This window comes from Acinetobacter sp. WA-87 (assembly GCF_039938935.1).
GTDB lineage: Bacteria > Pseudomonadota > Gammaproteobacteria > Pseudomonadales > Moraxellaceae > Acinetobacter > Acinetobacter seifertii.
In genome coordinates this window covers 854,647-879,800 of sequence record NZ_JBDUVF010000001.1, presented here as the reverse complement: position 1 = coordinate 879,800, position 25,154 = coordinate 854,647, and the positions used below count along the sequence as shown (strand labels likewise).

The following is a 25,154-nucleotide window of genomic DNA, read 5'->3' as shown; positions in this document are numbered from 1 at the left end:
ATTTGAAAATCTCAAATATTGTGATTCCCACAGAAGTTGCTTCTGGTGCATTTACACAAATTCTATGGAGTATTACGAATCAGGGGAATAGAGCTGCATCAGGTCAATGGGTTGATCGAGTAATTTTGAGTCGTGATGCAATAATAGGTAATGCAGATGATATTGTACTTGCTAACTTTAATAGAGTTAAGGAATTAGCTATAGGTGAAACTTATCAGCAGAATATATCTGTAAAAATTCCTCCTCGCTTAGAAGGTCAATATTCTATTGCTATCATTAGTGATATTAATCAAAGTATCAAAGAGCCTGATACGAGAGTTAATAATCAGTTAATTTCAAATACGATAAATGTTATTAAGACATTTACTGATCTTATCCCTGAAATTTTAATATCTCCTAATAATTTAAGTATCAATGAGTCTGGAAGGGTAACTTGGAAGGTAACCAATAAAGGAAACTTGCCTACTGATATTAATCGTTGGGTAGATACAATTTATATTTCGTCTAATGCGATATTAGATTCTACGGCTGTCGCTTTAGGGTCAGTCACTCACTTAGGATATTTGGGATTAAATGAGTCATATGAAGCATATTTAGATATTCAGTCTTCATTAGCAGCTGGAAATTACTATCTATTTGTGAAAACAGATAGTTTTGGTTCAACTTATGAACCTGAGCATACAGAAAATAATATTGCGAAAACTGCAATTACTCTAGAAGCGGAAAAACTTCCAGATATTCAAGTATCTGATATTTCAGTCGAGACACAATGGCAGTCTGGAAATCAGGTTCAATTGACCTATACCTTAATTAACATGGGTACAGCTGACTTTACAGGTTTTGTATATGATCATCTCCGTTTAGTAAATATCGCAAACCCTACCCAAACTTATGTATTAGCAACACCTTCTTTTAACCGCAGCATTCAAAAAGGAGGAAGTATTAAACAGCAAATAATGATAAATGTACCTGCGCTTAGTTTAGGAGCTTGGCGTTTAGAAGTTATTTCTGATGTTAATAATTATGTTCGTGAGCTAGATTTAGTAAGCCATCAAGGTACACAGAACATTGAAATTGTGAGTCCTGATCTTGTTGTTGGTAATGTAAAAACAACAGGAGTTTTACAAGGTGGACAAAATATTGATATTTCATGGACAACTTATAATCAGGGAACTACAAAAGCGGCTCAGGTTAAAGATATCGTTTATTTATCACTTGATGATGTAATTGATTATAAAGATATTAAAATTGGTGAAGTAGTTCACTCAGCAATAGAGAGTCAACAATCTATTTCGTCTATTTTAAATTATAAAATTCCTGAAAGTTTATCTGGACGTTGGCGTTTACTTATTGTTACTGATGCTGACAATAAAAACTTTGAATACAATGCTGAACAAAATAATCAGTATCAGCAAAGTCTAGAGATTGCTAAAGCAGAATATGCAGACTTGATCGTAAGCAATATTAAGGCTCCAACCCAAGTTATTGGTGATCCTGCTTCTTTAAGTGTTGAGTGGACCGTGTCTAACATTGGAACAGGCACTGGATTAAACACGACATGGACAGATACCGTTATTTATTCTACTGACGATATTATCGGTAACTCAGATGATATTGTTTTAGGCAAAGTTGTACATGATGGAGCTTTAGAAAAGAACAATAGCTACACCTCGTCTATTCAGTATCGATTTGGTCCTAATTTTACTAGACATGGTCATGTTTTTGTTCAAACAGATAGCTTAAAGCAAGTTTGGGAAAATGATCTCGAATCGAATAATACAGTGGAATTCGATCATCTTGTTGATGTAATGCCAAGAGCTTATGCTGATTTACAATTAACTTCACTATCAATTGATAATACAGAAAAGTTGATCAGTGGTTCATCTACAACTGTTCGATGGTCAGTAAGTAATAACGGCATTGGTATTACAGACAAAGATGTATGGTTTGACCATGTATGGTTAAGCAGTCAGGCAGATGGAAAAGGACAATTATGGGATCTTGGTTCAGTTCAACATCTAGGTTATTTGGCAGCGAGTGATAGTTATGAACACTCGCTTACTATTACTCTCCCTGATGGTCTGTCTGGAAATTATTACTTAAATGTCGGTACGAATGTTGGTCATAGTGTATTTGAGTTTATTTATAATGATAATAACCAAAAAACCGGTTTAGCTGTTCCTATACAACTTGCTGAATATCCTGACCTTGTTGTAACAAATATTACTTTACCAGATACAGCAACTGAAAGTTCAGAAGTTGAGTTTACATGGACTGTTAATAACCAAGGTCCAAAGAATGCAAATGGTAGTTGGACGGATAGTCTTCGCCTGATTTCTCTCGATGGTAGTAAATCAGCAATTTCTTTAGGTAATTATACTTATACTCAAGGTTTAGAGTCAGGTAAGACTTATAGCCGTACTGAAAAGGTTCGCCTGCCTTCTCGTATGGAGGGAGCGTGGCGTTTAGAAGTTATCACTAATGCTGAGCTAGGTAAAAATTCAGCTAGTCAAATTTATGAGTATGCTACCGCCCGTCAAAATAATAGCTTAATTTCAGATGATATTTTACAAATAAACCTAAATCCAAAACCAGATTTACGAGTTACATCGATTGAAGCACCAGATAAAGTGATTGCTGGTGGTAAAGCAAGTGTAAAATTTACAGTAAGTAATATGGGTCCTTTAGTGACGAATACTCAATGGAGTGACTCAGTATACTTATCGCTTGATGGAAATCTCAGTTCAGATGATATTTTAGTAGGTCGTTATAGCAGTGGAGCAGCTTTAGCACCTACGCAGAGTTATACAACTACCACTGATGAGTTTACTGTACCTTTACGTTATAGAGGTGATGTTTACATTATTGTGGTCGCCGACTCTGGTAATGTTTTAGATGAATATCCAAATGAAAACAATAATATTCGAGTAGAAAAACTTTATATTGAACCTATACCTTTTGCTGATTTGGTGACAAGTGATGTAGTTGCACCAGATCAAGCAAGTCATGGTAGTAAAATTACAGTTGACTACAAGGTAACAAATAAGGGATCGGCAAAAACTCAAGGCGATCAAAGTAATATTAATAGTTGGGTAGATAGTGTTTGGTTAACTGTAGATAAACGTCAACCGAATCCATCAAAAGGTGACATTAAGTTAGGTGATATTCGCCATACTGGTCATCTTGAGGTCGGTGAAGATTATCTAGGGCAAATCACTGTAACCATACCTGAGGGAACATATTCAGGTAAGTACTACATTACTGTGTGGAGCGATACTTATGATGCAATTTTAGAAGATACGCTTGCGACAAATATAAATCTGGATGATCCAACTCAGGTAGATAATAATAATTTTAAAGCCAGAGCTATTGATATTTTAGGTTTTGCACCTCCAGATCTCTCTGTAATTGATATTCAGGCACCTCGAGAGGCAGTTGCTGGAGGAAGCTATCAATTTAGTTATACGGTTAAGAATCTTGGAGATGAGTTTGATGGCTCGTGGACGGATGAAGTTTGGTTAGCAGACCAAGCTGATTTATCTAAAGCTACAATAAAATGGAAGTTAGGTGAGTTTTCTCAAAAGAGAAAATTAGGTTATAACGAAACTTACACTGTTGAGCAGACGATTCCATTATTAGCGCCATCGGTGACAGGTCTTCACTTGGTTGTAAAAACTAATGTAACTGATTTAAAAGACTCTAATGGCAAATCAAAAATAGAAAAAAACAAACAGAATAATACATTTGCTGTTGCTTCACAGGTGACGGCATCTGCTTCAGATTTGGCTGTTACTCAGATTGTAGTCGATCAACAAGTATTTTCAGGTGAAGCTGTTAATGTTACTTGGACTGTAGAAAATAAGGGTGCAGATGTTTGGGCTGGTACAAGATCATGGAATGATTATATTGTTATCAGTGCATATCCGGAATATACGAGGGAGTATTCAAAGTTAATAGGTACTGTGCAGCATTCTAATGCACAAGGTTTGAAGACTGGAGAGCGTTATACCGCAACTGGCCAATTTAAGGTACCGGTCGGCTACGATGGGCAATATTATATTTTTGTATTAAGTGATGCTAAATTAGATTTAGATCAACCTTATTTTAACAGGGATGTTTTAGAAGGTACTTATAACGAAATTGCTTCAGGGCTTTATCAAGAAACCGTGTTTGAGAAGAATATTACACAGAACAATGTGTCTGGAGCTTCATTAAATATTGTTTATCGTGAGCCCGATCTGGTTATTAAAGATATTCAGATTTCTAATCCGAACCCAAATGCTGGTGATATTGTTACGGTTAGCTGGACAGTTAAAAATGAAGGCAGTCGTGATACACGTGTATCCTCTTGGTTGGATGGTATCTATCTATCAAATGATAAAACTATTGATAAGTCAGATTATCCAGTAGTTGATCGTGGTAATGAATTTGAAGTTGGCCTGAAAGTTAAGCAAACACTTATTCGAAATGCAGAAGGCAAAGTAGATGTTCTAAAAATTGGTGAGAGTTATACTCAAACGGCTACTTTTACCATACCATCGGCAATCGGTGGGGATTTTAATATTATTGTTAAAGCAGATACTAACTATGTTTTTGGATATTCTGCATCTTCAAGTATTCGAAAATCACTACATACACTTGAGAAGTTATCTAATTATGATCAAGGTGCTGTTTTAGAGTTTAAAGACGAAGCGAATAATGAAAAATCAATTGCTTTAACAATTAATTATGTTAGTCCACCTGATTTACAAGTTGTAGACGTTACTAGCCCAACCAGTGTCATTTCGGGGCAAAAGGTTAATATTACTTATAAAGTCAAAAATTTTGGAGGACGAACACCTTCAGATCAAGGTACTTGGACTGATCTCATTTATTTATCTACCGACCGAGTGCTAGATTTAAGTAAAGATAAACTTTTAGGTTTCGTTGATCATAGTGGTGGATTAGCTGCAAATGCTGAATATTCAGCCTCTATTCAAGCAAAAATTCCTACAGAATTAAAAGGAACATACTATGTATTTGTGGTAACAGACCCCGCTTATTATCGAGGTGGAGCAACAGGTAAAGTTTTAGAGTTTGAAAATGATTTAAATAATACGCTTACGTCTGAACAACCATTATTAATCATTCAACCTGATCCAGTCGATTTACAGGTCACTGATGTTTTATTGCCTAAGCAAGTAAAAACAGGTGAAAAAGTTCGTATTGAATACACTGTAAAAAATGTAGCTGATTACCAAGCACATGGTCAGTGGTCAGATGCGGTATATCTGTCTAGAAATAATAGCTGGGATAACCAGGATGTTTTGTTGGGACGATTTACGCGTCAAGGTGGTTTAGATGCTCATCAACAATATACCGGATTTGTTGATGCACTTTTACCAATGATTCAGGATGGGCAATGGTATATTGTTGTTCGCCCAGATATTTATAACGAAGTATATGAAGGCGATATTGTTTATAGCGAAACGGGTTTAAATATTGCTCCTGCTGAAGCGAATAATGAAACCGCTTCAGCCACTACTTTTAACGTAACAGTTCCTAACTTACTGTTGAATACTAGCACTGACTTGGAATTAAGTAGTGGTGATCAGTATCTTTACAAACTTCAGGTTGGACAAGGAGAAACACTTCGTGTTCGTCTAGACTCTAGTGCTTTGAAAGGTTCTACGGAGTTGTATATCCGTTACGAAGCCGTACCTAGTGCAGGGCAATATGATTACGCTTATACCGTACCTAACTCTCCTGATCAGGAGTTGATGGTTCCAACCACACAGGCGGGTACTTATTATATTCTTGTAAAAGCGAGCAACTCTCCTAAAGGCACTGCGGCAACAATCCTTGCGGAAACTTTGCCACTCTCTATTACTAAAGTGACGCCAGATCAGGGTGGTACAGGTACAGATGACTATCGTTGGGTAACCATGGATATTTATGGTGCTCGATTTGCTGCTGGCGCCTTAGTCAAGCTCAGCCGTCCTGGTGTTTATGAAGTCGAACCAGAGCGTTGGCAAGTTTTAGATGCTACACATATCCGTGCAATATTTGATTTACGCCAAGTACCACATGGCTTATATGACATTATAGTTACTAATCCAAATGGTGACCGAGTTGTTGAGCCATATCACTACTTAGTTGAACGTGCGATTGAACCAGATGTCACTATTGGTTTAGGTGGGTTAAGCCAAATCGCCCCAGGTGAAACAGGTATTTACAGTGTTTCTCTTCAAAGTTTAACCAATGTTGATACACCCTATGTCCGTCTGGATATTGGTGCTGTGGAGATGGGTTATAACGAATCACTGATTGAAGGGCTAAATTTACCTTTCTTAATTTTTGGTTCAAATGTAGGGGGGCAGCCGTCAGGTATAGTCGTTGGTGATCAGGCAAATACCCAGCAATACGGTGTTACTCCAACAGATAAGAGTAAAATTAATCAAATTCCTTGGGCAAGCCTAGATGGAACATTAAATACTGCTGGAATTAACTTAGCACCTGGCTATGCTTTTGATATTAATGCTGCTGGCAATACTGGATTTACCTTTAATATTAAAACTTATCCAGGTTTGGCAGAATGGCTAAAAATGGATTTTGAAGGGTTACGTGAGCAACTCTATATCATACATCCAGAGTGGAGATCACAAGGTCTATTAGATGGAGGAGTTTTAGATCTAAATAAAATTCGACGCGGGCTTGCAGAACGATTCTTAGATACAGAAAACCGTCTGACTGAGACAGAAATGCTCGCATTAGACTTTCGTTTTAATATTGCTGCAGCGGCAACACCGATTACCCGTAATGAATTTATTCAAGATCAAATCAAACATGCATTAAAAATGCGTGATGCGATTTTACAAGATAAGTCTGCTAGTACAAATTTGAAAGCATTAGCAGCGGATGAAACTCAATGGACACAGGGTTGGTTAGCTGCTTTAGAAGATGCAGGATTATTACGACCTGAAAATCAGGCGCCTGCTATTAAAGAAAGTATTCAAGTCCTTAGTCTTACTGCAAATTTAGCAACTGGCATTTTACTATCGAAAGCTGGTGAAAGTTACCAAACGAAAGCAAGCGTATTATCTTTCTTTGAGCAAATGCAAAAATGGTATGGTGATACTTCTAAATGGGCTGGTGATCCAAATGCGTTAAAGGCTCAGATTGATTATTATGAACTGCGTCAAGATGATTTAGGTAATTCAGCCACGAGTCCTGTACCAAAAAATATTACTGAAGAAGATCTTATTTTAAATAATGTGAGCAATACGCATTTTATCAACTTTAATGTTTTCGCTGGAGACAAGGCTCAATTAGAGTACTTACGTCATTTAGGCTTATTGGATGGCGAGTTTCGCCCAATAGGTGCACAGGCGCTTGCTTTGAGTCAATATCTTCAGCAAATGGCTGCTGTAAATACTGATGTGGTACATGTACAAGGCCCATCAGTCATGCCACATACTGATGGTAAGAGCTATGTCCCAAGTGAGACAGCATTACCATTCAAACTGAATTTCCAAAATACAACCGAGCAGTCACTTCATGAAATCCGTTTAGTTACAGCAATTGATGAGCAGCTAGATCTATCTAGCCTAAATTTAACGGATATGAAAATTGGTGATATTAATATTCATGTGCCAGAAAATCGTAGTAGTTTTAGCAGCGACTTTGATTTTACAGGTAGCTTGGGCTTTATTTTACGAGTCAGTGCAGGTATTGATACAGAAAGCCATATCGTGACATGGTTGATTCAAGCGATTGATCCAACTACAGGTGAAGTCTCAACGCAAAATTTACATCGTTTATTGAAATTAAGTGAAAATAACAAAGGTTTTGTTGGTTATACCATTCAAGTAGCAGGGACAGCAAAATCTAGTGAAGAAATTATCACGCAAGCGCGTATATATTTAAATAATACACCACCTGTAGATAGCCAAAGTTTAACGTATATTTTAGATAATCAACGTCCTGTTACTACAGTACAGGTTGTATCTGAGCAAAGTGCTGTTGAAAATCAAGTACATTACAAAGTCAAATGGTCTGCACAAGATGATGTAAGCGGCATTAAACATGTCACATTGTATGTTGCAGAAAATGGCAAAGACTTTAAGATTTGGCAGAAGCAACTGACACAAACCAATGGTGAGCTACTATTTGTAGGACAAACAGGTACCCAATACGAATTTTTAGCAGTTGCTACAGATGTGGCGGGTAATCAGGAAATTGCTAAAGTATCTAATGCAGTAATTCCAGATGATGGTTCACGCCAACAACTACTAACTCAAATTGGTAGTAATGAGGCATTGCAACAAACTGCTCAAATCCCTCAAGCAACGCAAGATCGTAGTTATTTAAATAACACTATTTTTGCAGAAGCTCAAAAGGGTCTAGTGGGTCAAACGGATAAAAATCAAAACACCGATTTAAATACAGTTTTATCTCCATTTACTTTAAATGCGTTTGCTAGCGGTTTTAATGCTAGCCAAGGTGAAGTAGGCGCACTAGCAATGGTTGAGTTGCCTGACCATCGTATTTTAGTCAGTGCTGGGCAATATCGTAATCAGCTGTTTATTTATGGGGAGCATGGAGGAACCCAACAAAAACCTCTCTATACTTTTGAACAGCCGATTATGGATATGGCCTTAGATTCTAAGGGCCAACTATGGGTATTAACGGGTCAAGAGTTGTGGTTGTTGGATTATTCAACCGGTCAGATTATTGAGCGTATTAAAGGTCCTTCTAATGAACCTTTAACACATGCTTTGACAATTGAACCTGAAACTGATCGTATTTATGTTTCGTCTGGAAATGGTATTGAGATTTTTGACTCTAACGCACCAAAAGGACAGCAATGGACACACTTCTCTAATGCATTAGTCTCAGATCTAAGTTTCGCACCGGATGGGCGTTTATGGGCTGTACGTTGGACGAGTGCTAATGTTCTTTCTCATTTAGGTAAAACCGATATTATTAGTTTGCCATTAACAGGGAAAACGAAAGGCCGTGCTGAAGTTGAATACACGTTAAATGGCTTAATTGATAGTTTAGTCTTTGGCCAAAAGGGCACTGCATTTGAAGGTTTATTATTTGCTTCTGCAAATAATAGCCAACAATTAAGCAATAGCAGTAAGTCGTTGTCAAAACTGGATAACGCCGCTGTTTGGATGATTAGCTTGGCAAAACGTCAAGCGGTTCAATTGGCTCAAGGTGGTTCTCGTGGTGAATCAATCCTGATTACTCATGACCAGCGTATTTTAGTTGCTCAAACCAATCGCATTGATGAAATTGCCTTACTCAAAGCACCAACCATCATTGCAAGTTCAATACAGGATGGGGCGTATATTCCATTACCACTCGCTAATGCAACTATTACTTTTGATCAATCAATGTGGTTAGGAAATAATGGGAATGATAGTACAGATATTGCGAGTGTTTTAAATCCAACAAATTACCGATTTGTTGGTATAGGCAAAAATGTTAATCAAGTCTTGTCTCCTGAGTCTGTGCAATGGGATAACGCAACCAATAGTGTCATTTTAACTTTGCCAAATATTGCAGCTGGACAATGGCGTCTTGAAGTGTCATCCAATGTGCAAAGTGCAAAACAAACTCGCCTAGAGGGAGTGTACACCGCAGCTTTCACTACTGTGACCGATTACAGTGCTTTCGTTAGTATTGAGTTTGATAAAACTCGTGCAGATCGTTTAAATGATACAGTAAGTTATGATGTAAAAATCACCAATATCGGTCAGGATAATATTCAAGGTCCATTGCTGTTATTACTCGATCCAGGGCACTATTTTAATGGCGGTATTGTCTCAGCAACGCAAGGGCAAGGTATCCAAAATGAATTATGGTTACTCGACGTCAGCAGCTATTTACAGGCTCATGGTGGATCTCTAAAAGTTGGAGAGAAACTCACAGGTATTACTGTATCCGTAGTTAAAGCTGAAGATTTAGCATTATCTAACGATGCAGCTCGCTTATTAAAATTTGATCTTACACACCAAGTTTATGCACTTCCTTATGACAATCAGCCACCTGTAATTAGTTATGATGAAACTAAACTCAAGGCCAAAGTAAATGAGAGCTGGAATTTAGATTTAACAGCCACTGATCAGGATGGTAAACAGTTCTACTGGAGTATCGTAGAAGCACCGAAAGGTGTCAGTATCGATGCTGTGACTACAGGGCAAGCTTCTGATCAAGGCTATCAATCACATGCACAGTTGCATTGGACACCAACGGCTCAAGATCGCGTAGATAGCGAAATTCTAGTCAAAGTCGTTGATAGCCGCGGAGGTTTTGCACTTAAGCGACTTAAAATTCAAGTTGATGGTGCGAATCATGTGCCAGTTATTACTACCATACGAGATATTGACTTAACTGAAGGACAAAGTCTCAGTCAACAGCTATTGGCTGCAGATGAAGATGGTGATCGTATCAGTATGGTGGTACGTAATTTACCTGCTGGGGCTGAGTTTGATGTGACTACAGGTATGTTGACTTGGACACCTGCTTATGATCAGGCCGGTAAATATGAAAATATTGAGTTAGTTGTATCTGATGGAAAACACGAAAGCCGTTATCAGTTTAATATTACCGTAAAACAAGGGTATGAAAAACCTGTGTTATTGCCAGTGGCAGCACAGCAATTGCGTGAAGGTGAGCGTTTTAGTTTGCAGTTAGCAGGAAGCTTACCACATGGACTAATGCAGTATGTTGGTCAGGATATTAAACTGAACTATAGCGCTGAGTGGTTACCGAATGGTGCTGTCTTAAATAAAGATACCGGTTGGTTGGAATGGACTCCAGGTTATGCGCAAGCGGGTAGTTATGATATTCCAATTCGCTTAGTGGCAACATATACCCCAACTAATGGCGGTATTCCTGTTCGCACAGTTGCAACGCAAACATTATCTTTGGTGGTCGACAATGTTAATGCTGCGCCTCAATTTGAATCTAGTTCAACATGGACTGTGCTCGAAGGTGCAAGTGTTCGTTTAAATATATTTGCTTTTGATCCAGATAATCCAGGATTTGAGCCTGCGTTTAAATCGCATCCGCAAAGCAAAGCAGTTCAAATGTCTGATGTTCCTGCTTCAGTAAGTTATGAGGTAACAGGTTTACCGGAAGGAGCAACATTTGACCCTGAAACACTAGAAATTGAGTGGAATCCAAATTACCAACAATCAGGCATTTACAAGATTAAAGTGATTGCAACTGATGATGGTAACGGTACTGGTCAACCACTTTCTACAGAACGCACTTTTACGATTAACGTACTTAATGCGAACCGTACACCTGAAATTGGTGATGTTCAAAGTGTGATTGTTGATAAAGGGGCTGTGATTGAAATTCCAATTACAGCAGCAGATAAAGATGGTAATCCGATTGAATTGCAAATTGAAGGCTTACCAAGTTTTGCGACATATATTCAAAGCCAGTCGGGTAGTAATGTTAAGGGAGTAATCCGTTTTGCACCGCAAGCGGGTCACCGAGGTGATTACACGATTACCGTGACAGCAAGAGATAATGGTGATGGCGATATTAATCAAGTACAGGTAGAGCGTAAGAGTTTTGTCGTTACAGTTAGAAGCTATAGTGAAGCACCTAACCTCAGTGTGCCTACACGAAACGTCGCCGTAGTTGGGCAACAAATACGTGTACCAATTACTGTTTCGGATTTAGATCAGGACACGTTAAATTATATTGTGCAGGGTTTACCTGCGGGTGCACAACTTGTTCAAAATGCTAAATATGGTTATGCAGAAATTGTCTGGACTCCAACGGCAAATCAAGTAGGTCAATACGATTTAAGTGTTCAGGTATCAGATCAGGGCTTACCGCCAAAAGATTTAGGTTATCCAGTTCCAGAAGGTTTTGTCGCTATACCAAATGTAGTGGCACAAGATATTCGCATAGTAGTACGGGCAACTAATCTTACGCCAGAATTACTTGATGTGCAGGTACAACAAGGTGGAAGTGTTGTACAACAAGCGGACCAAATTATTCTTCAGGCACAAGAAGGACAGCCGCTTACATGGACTATGACGGTTAAGGACGCTGACCTAGATCAACTCTATTGGTCATTTAGTGCTTTACCAAAAGGTGTCAATATCACCACTCAAGCATTAGGTAATGGACAAAGCCAGCTTGTATTGAAGTGGTTGCCATCTATGTTTGCTGCACAAAGCAGTTTGGGAAGTAGTCAGTTAGGTAACTACAACTTTACCGTAACTGTAACCGATGGTAGTGCCAAACTTAATCGCAATGTCCAGATACAGGTTGCAAATGTTAATCAACAACCTGTATTTACAAGTCTGCCATTACAACTAGTTTATGAAGGTGAAACCCTTTCATTTAATTTATTGGCACAAGATGGTGATAATGATGCGCTACGTTACCAATTAGTACATGATGCTAATACGCCAGCAGATATCTATGTTGATGCAACGACAGGCTACGTCGAGTGGACACCAGCGAATAATATTGTCGATAACCAATTTGGTGATCAAAAGGCCTTTGACTTGACCTTTATGGTAACTGATGGACAAACATCTGTTCTCAAAACTGTACAGGTTCGTGTTCTTGATGTGAATAAGGCACCGAAAATTCAAAGTAGTAACCGTACTTTAGTGGTAGGCCAACAGTTCCAACTTGACGTTGTGAAGTCGGCTCAAAATAGCTTAAACAATAATAGAAATATCTATGTATCTGATATTGATGGGCAAGCGCAGACACAAGGTTTGATTGTAAGCTTTGACCAATTGCCACAAGGTACAAGCTATGATGCTGTTACAGGACGCTTATCATGGACACCAAATGCAGGACAAATTGGTAAGTTTGTAGCCTATGTTAAAGTTTCAGATGGCTATGATACGGTTCGTCAAGCAATTACCTTTAATGTAGTTGCAGACCCTAATGCTTATGAACCTACTTTACATATTGAAACTACCCCGGCAATTCCAGTGGTTGCAGGACAAATTGTAACAGCGACGGTACGAGCAGATAGCTTTAGTACTATTGCTAATACTATGGTTGAAGTTCGAGGCAGTGCGTTAGGAACTGATCAATGGCAAGTAGTAAGCTTGGATTCTACTGGGCGAATTAAACTGACTGGGCAACAGCCAGGACTTATAGAAATTCGTGCAACTGCTATAGATATTGATGGTTTTAGTCAGCAACAAGTTCAGACCATTCGTGTTAAAGATCCACAAGATAATTCGGCACCTGTTTTAGCATGGCAAGGACAACTTAAAGGTGCAGCAATTACGACCGCACCTATTGTGGTACAAAACATCACTGACCTGACTGCATCAATTAAAGAACAGCAGCTTATGGGCTATAAATTAGAAATTGCCCGTAATACGATAGGACTATTGGAATGGCATACATTGCAAGATGTGTCGTTGAAAGCAAGTTATAGCAATCAAACGCTAGATATTTTTACAATTGATCCAGCATTGTTTGTAAATGGGGCATATCAATTACGCTTAACTGCTTGGGATTTAGTTGGTCGAGTTGAAGAACTATATGCCAATATTGAGATCAATAGCGTCACAAAACAACTGAATCAAGCAACACATGTAGATGCTAGCTTACAAATTGGTTCACAAACAATTGATCTGGTTCGCTCAATTACGACAGATAGCCATGGTGATTTCGCCAACTGGACAACTGGATTATTTGATACCCAACTGACTCATAACCAACGTTTAAATAACAGTGTTGGTACTGTTGCTGCTTGGCAAACTGGAGCAAAAGTCTGGTTGCAAATCCCACAAGGTTTAACTGCAATACAAACTCAATATTTGAACTTTACGCTGAATTTGCAGACGCAAGATGTGACTAGCGAAAATACGGGTATTCATCAATTCACACCACAGTTTAGTAATGCGCAAGGTTGGAGTTTGACTGCACATAGCTCGGCCGATCTTCATATCGATAACTTGATTCAACAAGGTCAGAGTTTATATAACGAAAGTACAGGTCTGGCTTGGGTTCCGAGTTATTTCAATCTAACTGCACCAGATGGTACACGTTATTTACTAGACCAAGCAGGCAAAGTGCTTTCGATCCACTTTAATACAGGCGAGCAATGGCTTGTTAGTCAAAATAATATTGTGTTGGTAGATGGAAAAACCTCTCAAAGTATTGAGTTTAAACGTGATAGCCAAGGCCGTATTAGCCAGATTCTTGGTCAAGGTAGTCAAGGTGAACCAATCAGCTTGTTGTATAAATACAATAGTACCAACCAACTTGAGTTAGTACGTAATCTAATCACGGGAGAAGTAGTTCAACGCTATAGTTACACTTCAACAGGAGAAGTCCGTCTAGAAAAAGCGATAGCTTATTTAGGTGCAAGTGTTGATTGGTTGAATCAAAATCATTCTGCACCACAATGGCAAGGTGATTTGAATAATCAAACTCAATATTTTGATTTTGCTATTCGTGAATCAGAACTGGCATCAACCATTAAAGCGATGGGTGCAACAGGAGCTGTTTTAGTTGCAGTTGAAACTCAAGGTAATGTTCAAAATATTAATGTTGCTGATGCAACTATTGTGTCACAACAACGACATGGTGAGCATACAGTTACCTTAGTACGTATTACGTCAGCAGGCTTTAAGCAATTAGCTATAAGTGGAGTTGGTGCAGTCGCCGTCCGACTGTCTATTGTTGGGGATCTTAACCATGATGGTAATGTCGATGGTTTAGATAGTACTTTGTTGCAACAAGCTCAAGAAGGACAAAATCAGTTTGATCTAAATGGTGATGGTCTTATTAATCATGCTGATCTACAAATTTTGTATGCAAACTATGGTTGGAAATCAAATAAGGCACCTGTCAACGTTGTACCGCAAGGGACGCAAGCGTTAAAAACACATCGTGATTTATCTGTAACTGGTCAATTAGACCAGATCGCAGTTGATCGCGAAGGTGATGCAGTTTATTGGAATATCTTAAGCAGTACTCATGGTGTTGCTCAGCTCTCATATAATGGTAAAAATTTAAGTTTTAAACCTGAAGTAGGTTTCTCAGGTTACGCAACGGTAACTTTGCAAGCTGATGATGGATATAGCAAAGGACAGCCAATTGAACTGAAAATATATATCAGCGATGCAAAACTTGTCTTAATTCATATTGAGCGGTTAGCTGCTGTCGCTTTGGGCAATAGTGCTGGCTTGCATGTAAGAGGTGATTTTGCAGATGAAGAGGGCGTTACCTTAACTGCTGATTATTTACAGTTTGTGAGCGATAACCCAGATGTGCTTACGGTAGATGCCAAAGGTAATATCACAACGAAAAAGTCGGGTATTGCCACAGTCCATGTGTCTGCTAGAGGTATTGAGGGGGTGAATGTCATCTCTGTTGATCACAGTATTTATACTCCTTATGCTGACCAAGATGGTTTTGAAGTAGATGTTTATCCAAGAGCAGTAAATTTACCTCTTTCTGCTACAAGACAGCTCAAAGTTCATGATGCTGATGGTAATTATATTTCTCAAGCAACTACAGGGATTAAATACTATATTAGTGATAGTAATATTGCAGATATTACAGCAGACGGTTTAGTGATTCCTAAAGTACTTGGCAAAGCAAAAATCACGATTATTTATCAAAATATGCAGACAGAAATTGTACTTAATGTTCAGCAAGAACTCTTGGGTACAATTAAAGTATCGAATAAAGAGGGAGGAATTACATCTGATTCTTCGGGGAATATTCTTATGGTTGCCTCAGGCTCCTTACCTGATGGTACAGCCGTATCAATCGAAAAAGTTGCTTTAGATAGCGTTGGTATTCCATTGCCAGCCAAAGAATATTTAGCTGGTTTAGGTGCTTTCACAATTGATTTATCTGGTGAAACTGCAACTAAACCATTACAACTCGGAATCAAAGTTGGTGATTCTTATATTGATCCTCAAACAGGAAGTACAGAACAGCTGAATGAAGGAACAGAGGTGTTGTTTTGGAGGAAAGGTATATTTACTGATGCCAATGGCGTTGAACGTGAAACATGGTGGTTACTGGATAATGGATTTGTTGATGCGAAAGGGATGGCAAGAACAGCAAGTCCGCCATTTGGAGGCGTGTCAGTTTCAGGAACAGTGGTTATTACAACACGGATAAAAAATGTGGATAAAAAGACTGGAGCAATGACAATTGTTCAGTCATCTACTGATTATTCCTTTATATATAGTATGGCAGCTAATGCTGTGATGAGCGTTGGTCGTGGTGGTTTGGTAGGTTTAGCGATAGACTCTGCTTTCACACTTTATGATAGTTTCTCTGTCGTGACTTATACGCTTGCAGGTAGCTATAGTAAAGAAGTGCCAGTAAATAAAGATGATGGTGGAATAACCATTAATAAAATTGAAGTTCCAAAAAATAATAATGTAGAGGAACCAAGTATTTCTGGATATTCATTTAATGCAAATACAAATGAGTTAACTGTTGATGTACAAAATGTATCTAATGCATTTGATCTAAATATATGGTTGGTTCCACAAGGTGATCAACTTGACCATCCACGCGATAAAGCAGAACATGGGCTCATATGGAAGTCTTATAAAGCTAATTGGAAAAGTGGAAATACGTATTCAATTGTAATAGATGATGGTATTGCTCTAGGTTTACATAACATTTACCTCGAGAAGAAATTATATACTTACACAGATAATGGTATTCGAATAGCGAGTGATTATTCTGAATACTCAGATTTTGTAAGTTTAAAAGTTCAAGCACCAAAAGTTTCAATAGCATTGAGTAATAAAGAAATTATTATTACAGAGCAAGGTAAGCAAACTTCAGATTTTGGAGTTAAGCGTATTGTTAATGCTGATGAAAAAGGCAATGGATTGTTCTTATATTTGCCATCAAATAAAACTGATCCAATTACATACAATGAACAAGGAACCTTAGCATTTATTGCGGGGAGAAACACAATTTATGTGTTAGATATGATTTCTTATAAAATCGTAGATTCTATCACTGTTAATAGTTCAGGCGAATACATCTCTGCACTTCTATACAATGATGGTTGGTTGTATGTCAGTAGTTATGGACCGTCACCACTGATTCGTATTAATGTTGATGAGTTATCAACAGAGTTTCTAAAAGTACAACAAAGTTTAGATATTTCGACTGCTGCTGTAACTGGCTTTGGAGATATGGCAATTAGTCATGGACGTTACTTGGCTGTAATTGCATCAGTTTCAAATCGTGGTGTTCTAGGTGGGATAGGCGGAGCAGTTTATTGGACAAAAGACCCTGTTGGTGATATTTATGTTATTGATTTAAATAAAATAAATTATCAAGGTGAATTTACTGACAATAATGGGGTAGATATTATTAATGCCATTGACCTAGGTAATATAGGTCAGCGTCCAATGCGTATTGCCGAAGGGTTATATGCAGGTGAGTTTATAATGACGAGTTTGCGAGATGTAAATCAAGGGGTAAGCACCATTAAAGTTGGTTTGGATAACCAAGGTAATCTCACGCAATCTTCTGTGCATAAAAAAATTAGACTAAAGCCAACCTATACTCAAAGAGACTATAATCCAAGAGCTAGAACAAATAGACAGGAAATTCAAAACTCCTCTGATGTCGTTTTAGTCAATTATAACAATATGATGTATGCTTTGGTTGCTGATTATAATTTTTGGTTTAATGATACTTCAGTATCAGAGTATGGTATGTGGGGTGTAAACAAAAGAATAGGTGGGAAAATAGGGATTATCCAAGACCCATTTGGGTATTATGGTGAACCAATGTTTATTGGTTCAACAATACCTATTATTGGTGCATCTATAGAGACATTGACTATTACTGATAATGGTTTATTACAAGCTAGTGTCTGGATGGATGAAATGGGAGGCCCTGATGATAGCTATTATTCACGGATGTTTAGAAGTGTTTTTGTCTGGAATGTTCAAGACTTATTAGATTCTGCTGATAGGTTTATTAAAGCTGGTAAGGTGGATACTCAAAAGCCAATTGATGCGGCGTTACCTTCTCGATTTGATGATTTAACAGGAACTAATGTTTTCTATAACTCCGTGAAAACTATTCAAAGTTATTCACATGAGCATAGTTCTATATTTGATTTAGATAGTTATCTACATTCTGAATCAGATAAGGAAGATCAACCAGATGCACCTACACCTTCTTCAGAAAAACCTGATTATAGTGGTCTTGACATTAAATCTATGGGTTCAGTAGGAAATTCTCTAGTTAGAGAATATGCAAAAAATCTATATATTTCATCTATGGTTCAAGCTGAGCTTGTAAAGAACTTGTATGGTTCAGCGACTCCAGAATTAGAAAAAGTAGATATTGCTAAGCAGCTATTCTTATCAACATTTGCTGATGCTAAAAGTGCTGAATTTGCTTTAACTACAGCTGATACCGAGTTATTTGGTGTATTTAGCCAGCTCATTAATATGTCAATTCAAGAGATTGAAGTTACGCTCAGACTTTCAATTTTAGGGGAGCATCTATTAAATAAAGATATGAAATGGATGTTAGATCAATTAAATATTGTTTTTCCAAATCCAACAATTTCAATTGAAGCATTAAATGACTCAATTAATTTAGAATCTTTAAATGGTTTATTAAACGGTGAAGATGTAGAAATCCAGCTCACTGATAATGCGATGTCATTAAAAGGAGCTGGACAGGCTTTGGTTGTGATCTTAAGTTTAACTAAAGGTGCTCCGCCAAATACTATATATATGGCTTCTAAAGCAGAAACTGTGGTGGCGACTAATGTGGTCAGAAGTTCATTCCGTACTGCTGCTCAAATCGCAAAAGAGGTTAGTCCTCAACTCCTTAAGCAGAGTCTACAGCGATCTAAAAATTTAGCTGCAACAGCTGCATCTGTAGCAAGTAAAAATGTTTCAAGTATCATTAAAGAGCAAAATCAGATTGTAAAAATACAAAAGAGTGTTGCTACTGCTATTAGAGATGCGATTGCAAAGAATGCGAAGACGATTAAACAAGTTGCAGCGACTACAGCAGCTATTGCATCTGTATCTTCAATAATTTCTCAATCAAGTGGTGTGACTAACCCTAGTTCAGGTACTTCAAGTGGTTCGGAGAAAAAAGAGCAAAAGCGTAAAAATACGGATTCATATTTTGTTGGTGGTACTTCCATTCTAACTGACGAGACCTACAATGTATTTAAAGGTCTGATAGAGAACAGCGATGGCATTAAATATGATTCTACAACGCAAGCAAGTTTATTGAAGGAGTATTTAGAAGATTTAATCGACCGCAAAATTTTATTTGCAGGTTGGAGTAATCTCGTTGAAGCGAAAGTTGTAACATTATCAACAACTGGACAGAAAACTAGTGATAGTAAAGGTTTTGCTCAAGTTGCCATAGAACTATATTTACCTATGAGCCCAACAGGTAGCGAAAATGAAGGTTTAGTGGTAGAGAGTAATGTTGTTACATCATCTAAAGTGCTGTGGAAAACGATTCAGATCAATACCAGAAATTTAAGTTACTTATTTGATCATTACATTACTAAGAAAGATTTAAAGGGGGAAAAATATCAGTACAACTACACTTATGATACGAGTGCTTTAGAAAATAAAAATAAAATTATGGCTGGTTTCACAATTAATGTGAGATCTGAAAATAACGAAGTTGTATTTGATGCAATGTGGAGAGATACAATTGAAATTGACTTAAATCTTAAGGCTTTAAGAGATAAAAATTTATTTGCTTCTGTAATTCAGCACGAGCTTACTGAAATAAGTCAATTATATATGAAAGCCAGTAAGTTGAAGTCAAATGCTGCTGCATTAAAACTATTGTTGACAGACGAACGTTATGACGAGCATGAGACTGCAAAGCGTGCTAGCGATGAATTGTTGGCAGAACAGTTAGCTGTGGAGTTTGATGATGGCACAACATTACATCGCTATTTAAATGATGAAACCTCTCCTTATGGTGAATCTAAATGGATGGGCAGCCTACATGAGGAAGCTGTACAAAAGCATATACAAGAAACGCATAATCTTTCAAATGGTGAGTATTTTGGACAGGTTAATTATCAGCTATATGTCAAGTCAAAAGATGCAGACGGTAAAGATATTTATGTACCAAAAGTATATAAGTTTATAGATTCGAAAACAGGCGCGTATGAACAATCAGTTCGTGGCTATTTTGATGGACTTTACTTTGATGCTAAAAATATGGCTCTGCAAATTGTCGAAGCAAAGTCTTCATTACAGCAATATATGAAAGATGCCGTCAAAGATGGAATAAATAGTTTAAATGCCCAACTCTTAGATAATCTGTATGAAGAAATCAAAAATTCAATTGGTTATCAACCAAATCAAAAATATCTTTATCGAGATATTTTAAAACAGGACGATGAAAATGAAGAAATCGTTATTCGGATTTTTAATCAAGATTTAATTCAAGAATTAAAAACCATTGAAGAAGATAGTGGTATTAATATCCTTGTTGAGGGAGATGATGGAGGCTATTATCTTAAAAAACAAGGTAATATCCAAAAAAATAGTGGTTCTGTTGGTGTAAACCAAAGTCTAGAATTGTATTTACGTTTTTATGAAAAAACCACTTCTTCTGATACGGCTGAGCAAAACATTAAAAAAGCGACTCCATATGATAAATATTATATTGTAAATAGTAGTAACTACACTCAATTTGCAGATGGGACAGTGAAGCGAGCTAAAAATCAAGATCAGGCTATGCAGATACTTCTTTCAAGTGTAGTGGAACAACAGTATCAGCTTAACCGTGTGTCAATAGAGCATTTATTAGAGTCAGCTCAGCAATATTGGATTAATTTAGGTGTAGATGCCGCATTATTTGATCAGGTTAGTCTATCTATTCAAGATATTAATATTAATGGAACAATTGCTTATGTAGAAAACGGTAATCACATTGTTTTATCACCAAATGCTGCAGGTTATGGTTGGTTTATAGATGAATCTCCATTTGAACATACTGAGTTTACAATGAATTCCACCCAAAGTTATGGAGTGGCTTCAAACAGTCAGATATCGACTCAAATTGATTTACTTACGGTACTTATTCACGAGTTGGGTCATACAATTGGTTTAACTGATACATTTATTAGTCAAGATTTAATGGGTGGGTTTATTCAACAAGGTATACGTTTATTACCAACCCAGCAAAACTTACAAGGTTGGCAAGCGCAAAAACCATCAAATACTCAACAAGAAGATAATGAACCAACTCATTATTTTGTAGTGGGTGCTTTGAGTATTAACCCTAAAACAGCACCTTTATGGAATAGTCAAAATTTACAGATTCAGCAGATGTTCCAAAATACCAATACTGGATTATCAGGCTGGACAGCTTTTGGAGAAATAAAACAAAATCAAGAAGATATTGTTTTAAATGAAACTCAGCAACAACACACCAATCTTTCACAAGCCTTTAAACTTGGTACACAAGATAAGGTCTTAACGTTCACTGTAAAAGAACAGCATTTAACAGACTATAACAATAGTCCTGATGATGCTTTTGAGGTGGCATTGTTAGATGCTCATACTGGTGAAGCATTGTTTAAGGTGAGTGACCTGAACAATACCGATGCACTGTTTAACTTACAGGCAAATGGTCAAAACTATTTGGCACAAGGAATTGAGAGAGTAATCAATAGCGATGGTAGCCAAACTTTCTTTATTAACTTAGACCAAGCGCTGGCAGGTAGAGATGTTTTATTATCTTTCGACTTACTTGGTTTTGGTTCAGCAGATAGTTCTGTCACACTCAACAATATCCGCTTAGTCGCTGAACCATTAGCAGTGAATGATCACTACCAGTTTGATGAAGATACAACTATTACAGGCAATGTATTAAGTAATGACTTATTGATTGGGAAATCAATTGAAAATGTCGTTTTAGTAACAGCACCACAACATGGTGAATTAGTATTACTAGCCAGTGGTGAGTTCAGTTACGTACCGCACGCGAATTATTTTGGTCAAGACCAGTTTAGCTACTACTTTACGACTGTTGATGGTCAACAATCTAAAGTTGCTACAGTGCAATTAGAGATTAATACAGTAAATGATGCTCCGGTATTTACTACCCAACCACAATGGGAAATTGTGGCAGGTGAGTCATTGGTATTAGATTTTGATGCTTATGTTCAAGATGCTGAGAACAACCCGATTACTGTACAAATTGCCCAGCAGCCACAAAATGGCGTGATCAATTATGATGCAGTAACAGGGCATTATGTTTATTTGGTTGATAAAGCATTTGTTGGAGATGATGTGTTTAGCGTTGTGTTAACGGATGGTACAGAATCTTCACAACCTTATACTTTTACTATTCATGTATTGGCATCAAATACAGCCCCTGTGTTACATGAACAGATTATAAGTACTGATGAAGATCGAACTTTAGCTTTCGACCCATTAGCAAATGCTTATGATGCAGAGGGCGATCAACTGACTCCCCAATTCAGCTCGTTACCACAGCATGGTCGTTTAGAGCAGTTAGCAAATGGCCATTACCAATATGTGCCAGATGCAAATTACTTTGGTTCCGATAGCTTTAGTTACTTTGTGACTGATGGAAAATTAAACTCGCAAGTAGTGAATGTGTCTATTACAGTAAATGCAGTAAATGATGCACCAGTAGCAGTTCCGAAAACTATTTATGGTTCAGAAGATCAAGCTCTGCTACTACACTGGAATGATTTCTTGGTAAGTGATGTCGATGGTGATTTATTAACTATTAAAATTACTGAGTTGCCAGCCAATGGTCAATTACAGCATTTAACTTCAGAAGGTCAATGGGTTGCAGTTCAAGTTAATGATGTATTTACGCAGTCTGAAATAGAGTCAGGAAAATTGAGATTTATACCAGAGCTGAATGCTTCGGGTAGTCAAGGTTTTCTCACACAAGGTTTGGGTAACAAAAAACAGCACTATGCTCAATTTGTGTATGTCGCATTAGATGGAAAAACACAAAGTCAAAACACTGTAATGACTATTGATATTGAAGCTATTGCCGATAAACCAGAATTAGTTGTTGGTGAGCCTCAAACAGACCAAGAGGAATTGTTCCGCACCACTTGGGAAGCTGCTCCAAATAAAGATAAAACCTCTACACTTTTAGAACGTCGTTATTTGGATGGCTGGCGCTTAATTAAAACGCCTAATCGTTCACAAACAGGACGTGATGGGTTTGAGATATGGAGTAATGGCGATCAAATGCAAAATGCAACTGATCAGATGATTACTGTATATGCGAATAAGACGGTAGCTGGACAAAATTGGTTAGAACTCAATGACGCTGATGCATTTGTCGCACAAACTTTAGGGATTGAGCGTGAAGTACAAACTGTATTTGGACAAAAATATACGCTGACTTTTGATTATGCAGGACGTTTAGGTTTCAGCCAAAGCTTTACTCAAATTGGTATTTATGTAGATGGCAAGCGTATTGCAAGCTATGCCAATACGAGTCCAAATGATCAACTGAACTGGCAAAATATTCAGTTTAGCTTTACTGGAACTGGGCAGATACAAAATCTTCAAATTATCATTGAGGCTCCGTTCACTCATGCAAGTGGTCGAGGAGCAATGATTGATAATATTGTTTTATCTAAATCTAAGCTTTTAAACCATGGTAAAGAAGATCAACCAATTGCGCTATCGAGTATTCATGCCAAGTTGACAGATAACGATGGTTCAGAGCAACTGAAACTTGCGTTAGTAGGCTTACCATTAGGTAGTAAACTTAATGATGGTGTAAATGAGTTCATAGTAACCGAACTGCATACGGTAGTAGATATTACCAATTGGAATCTCGATACCTTAAAATTGACACCACCAAAAGATTTTAGTGGAGAGTTAAAGTTACAAGTCATTGCAAGTAGTATTGAACAATCAAATTCAAGTATTGCTACATCTACTCAGGAACTTACTGTATTTGTAGAAGCAGTTGCAGATGCGCCAAGTTTGGAAACTCATCAATCGCAGCATGCTCTAACGAGTCGAGAAGTTTTCCATACAGAATGGCGTGGGGTGTATAACTCAATCCTAAATAAGAATCCGACCGTTGTTTATGGTTGGAACTTGGATGGTTGGACAACCCACAAAGAACAATTGTTTAAATTAGATGCCTTTGAAGTGTGGCACTCTGGTGACCAACTCAAAAATACTTCTGGTCAAAACATTCCTTTACAAGGTTTAAACTCAAATGTCTGGATTCGTTTAAATGATGGTAAAGATACGCTATATCAGCAAACTGCAATAGAACGTCAAGTAAATACAGTCGCTGGTACAACTTATAGCTTAAGTTTTGATTTAGCTGGTCTGTTGGGTCAAGCAGCAAATATGGGACGTGTCGGAGTTTATGTTGATGGTCAGCAGATTGCGGTATTTGATGCTCCTAGCGGTCAAAATGCATTAAATTGGCAAGAGCAACATATGTCTTTTGAGGGGAATGGTTGTAATCGTACAATTCGTTTACAGCTAGAGGGTAATACATTTGGTCGAACTGCTTTTGTAAGCAATATTCGCTTAGTTGAAACTTACACCTCAACTGAAAATTTGGTCTATGCAATGATTGGGCAAACCAGTTATTTACCAATAATTGCTGCACGTAGTAATGACCAAGATGGTTCAGAGCAACTTAAGCTAGAGCTTAGTGGTTTTAACCAAGGTACGGTGCTCACTGATGGAACACATTACGTTACTGTAAGTTCAACTCAACAACTAGTTGATATAACACTATGGGACTGGAGTCAAATCCACTTTGCAAGTGATCGTAATCAGGATATGACTATTCAGATTAAGGCCACATCAATTGAGCAAAGTAACCAGCAAAGTGCAAGTACTCTAAAAACAGTCGTAGTGAAAATGCTAGGTGGACAAGCATGTTTAAGCCCTTGGCAATTGGTAAATGGTTTTGTTTCTACATGGGTGAACCACGTTGAATCTATTCCATTACAGGTTAAAGCGCATTGGTCATGTCAGATTCCACTGCTTTCAACCCAGTTAGATTTAAATATTCTGCCAAAAGATGAAGACGAAGATCTAATTATACTTGGTCAGGAAGAGCAATCTGACGCATGGTTAAAAGCTTTGGAGCAGACTGCACAACAAAACTGGAAACAATTGTTTTAA

The 25,154-nt window shown here is 37.6% G+C and carries 1 protein-coding gene (running past one end of the window); it reads left to right on the top strand.

Annotated features, from left to right (window positions below; translation table 11 throughout):
- Positions 1-25,154 carry the 3' portion of a CARDB domain-containing protein gene (locus tag ABFY81_RS04090; protein WP_347913113.1) on the top strand. The gene continues 8,776 nt to the left of window position 1, outside the view, so only the last 25,154 of its 33,930 coding nucleotides appear in the window; the start codon falls outside the window, past its left edge; it ends in the stop codon at positions 25,152-25,154.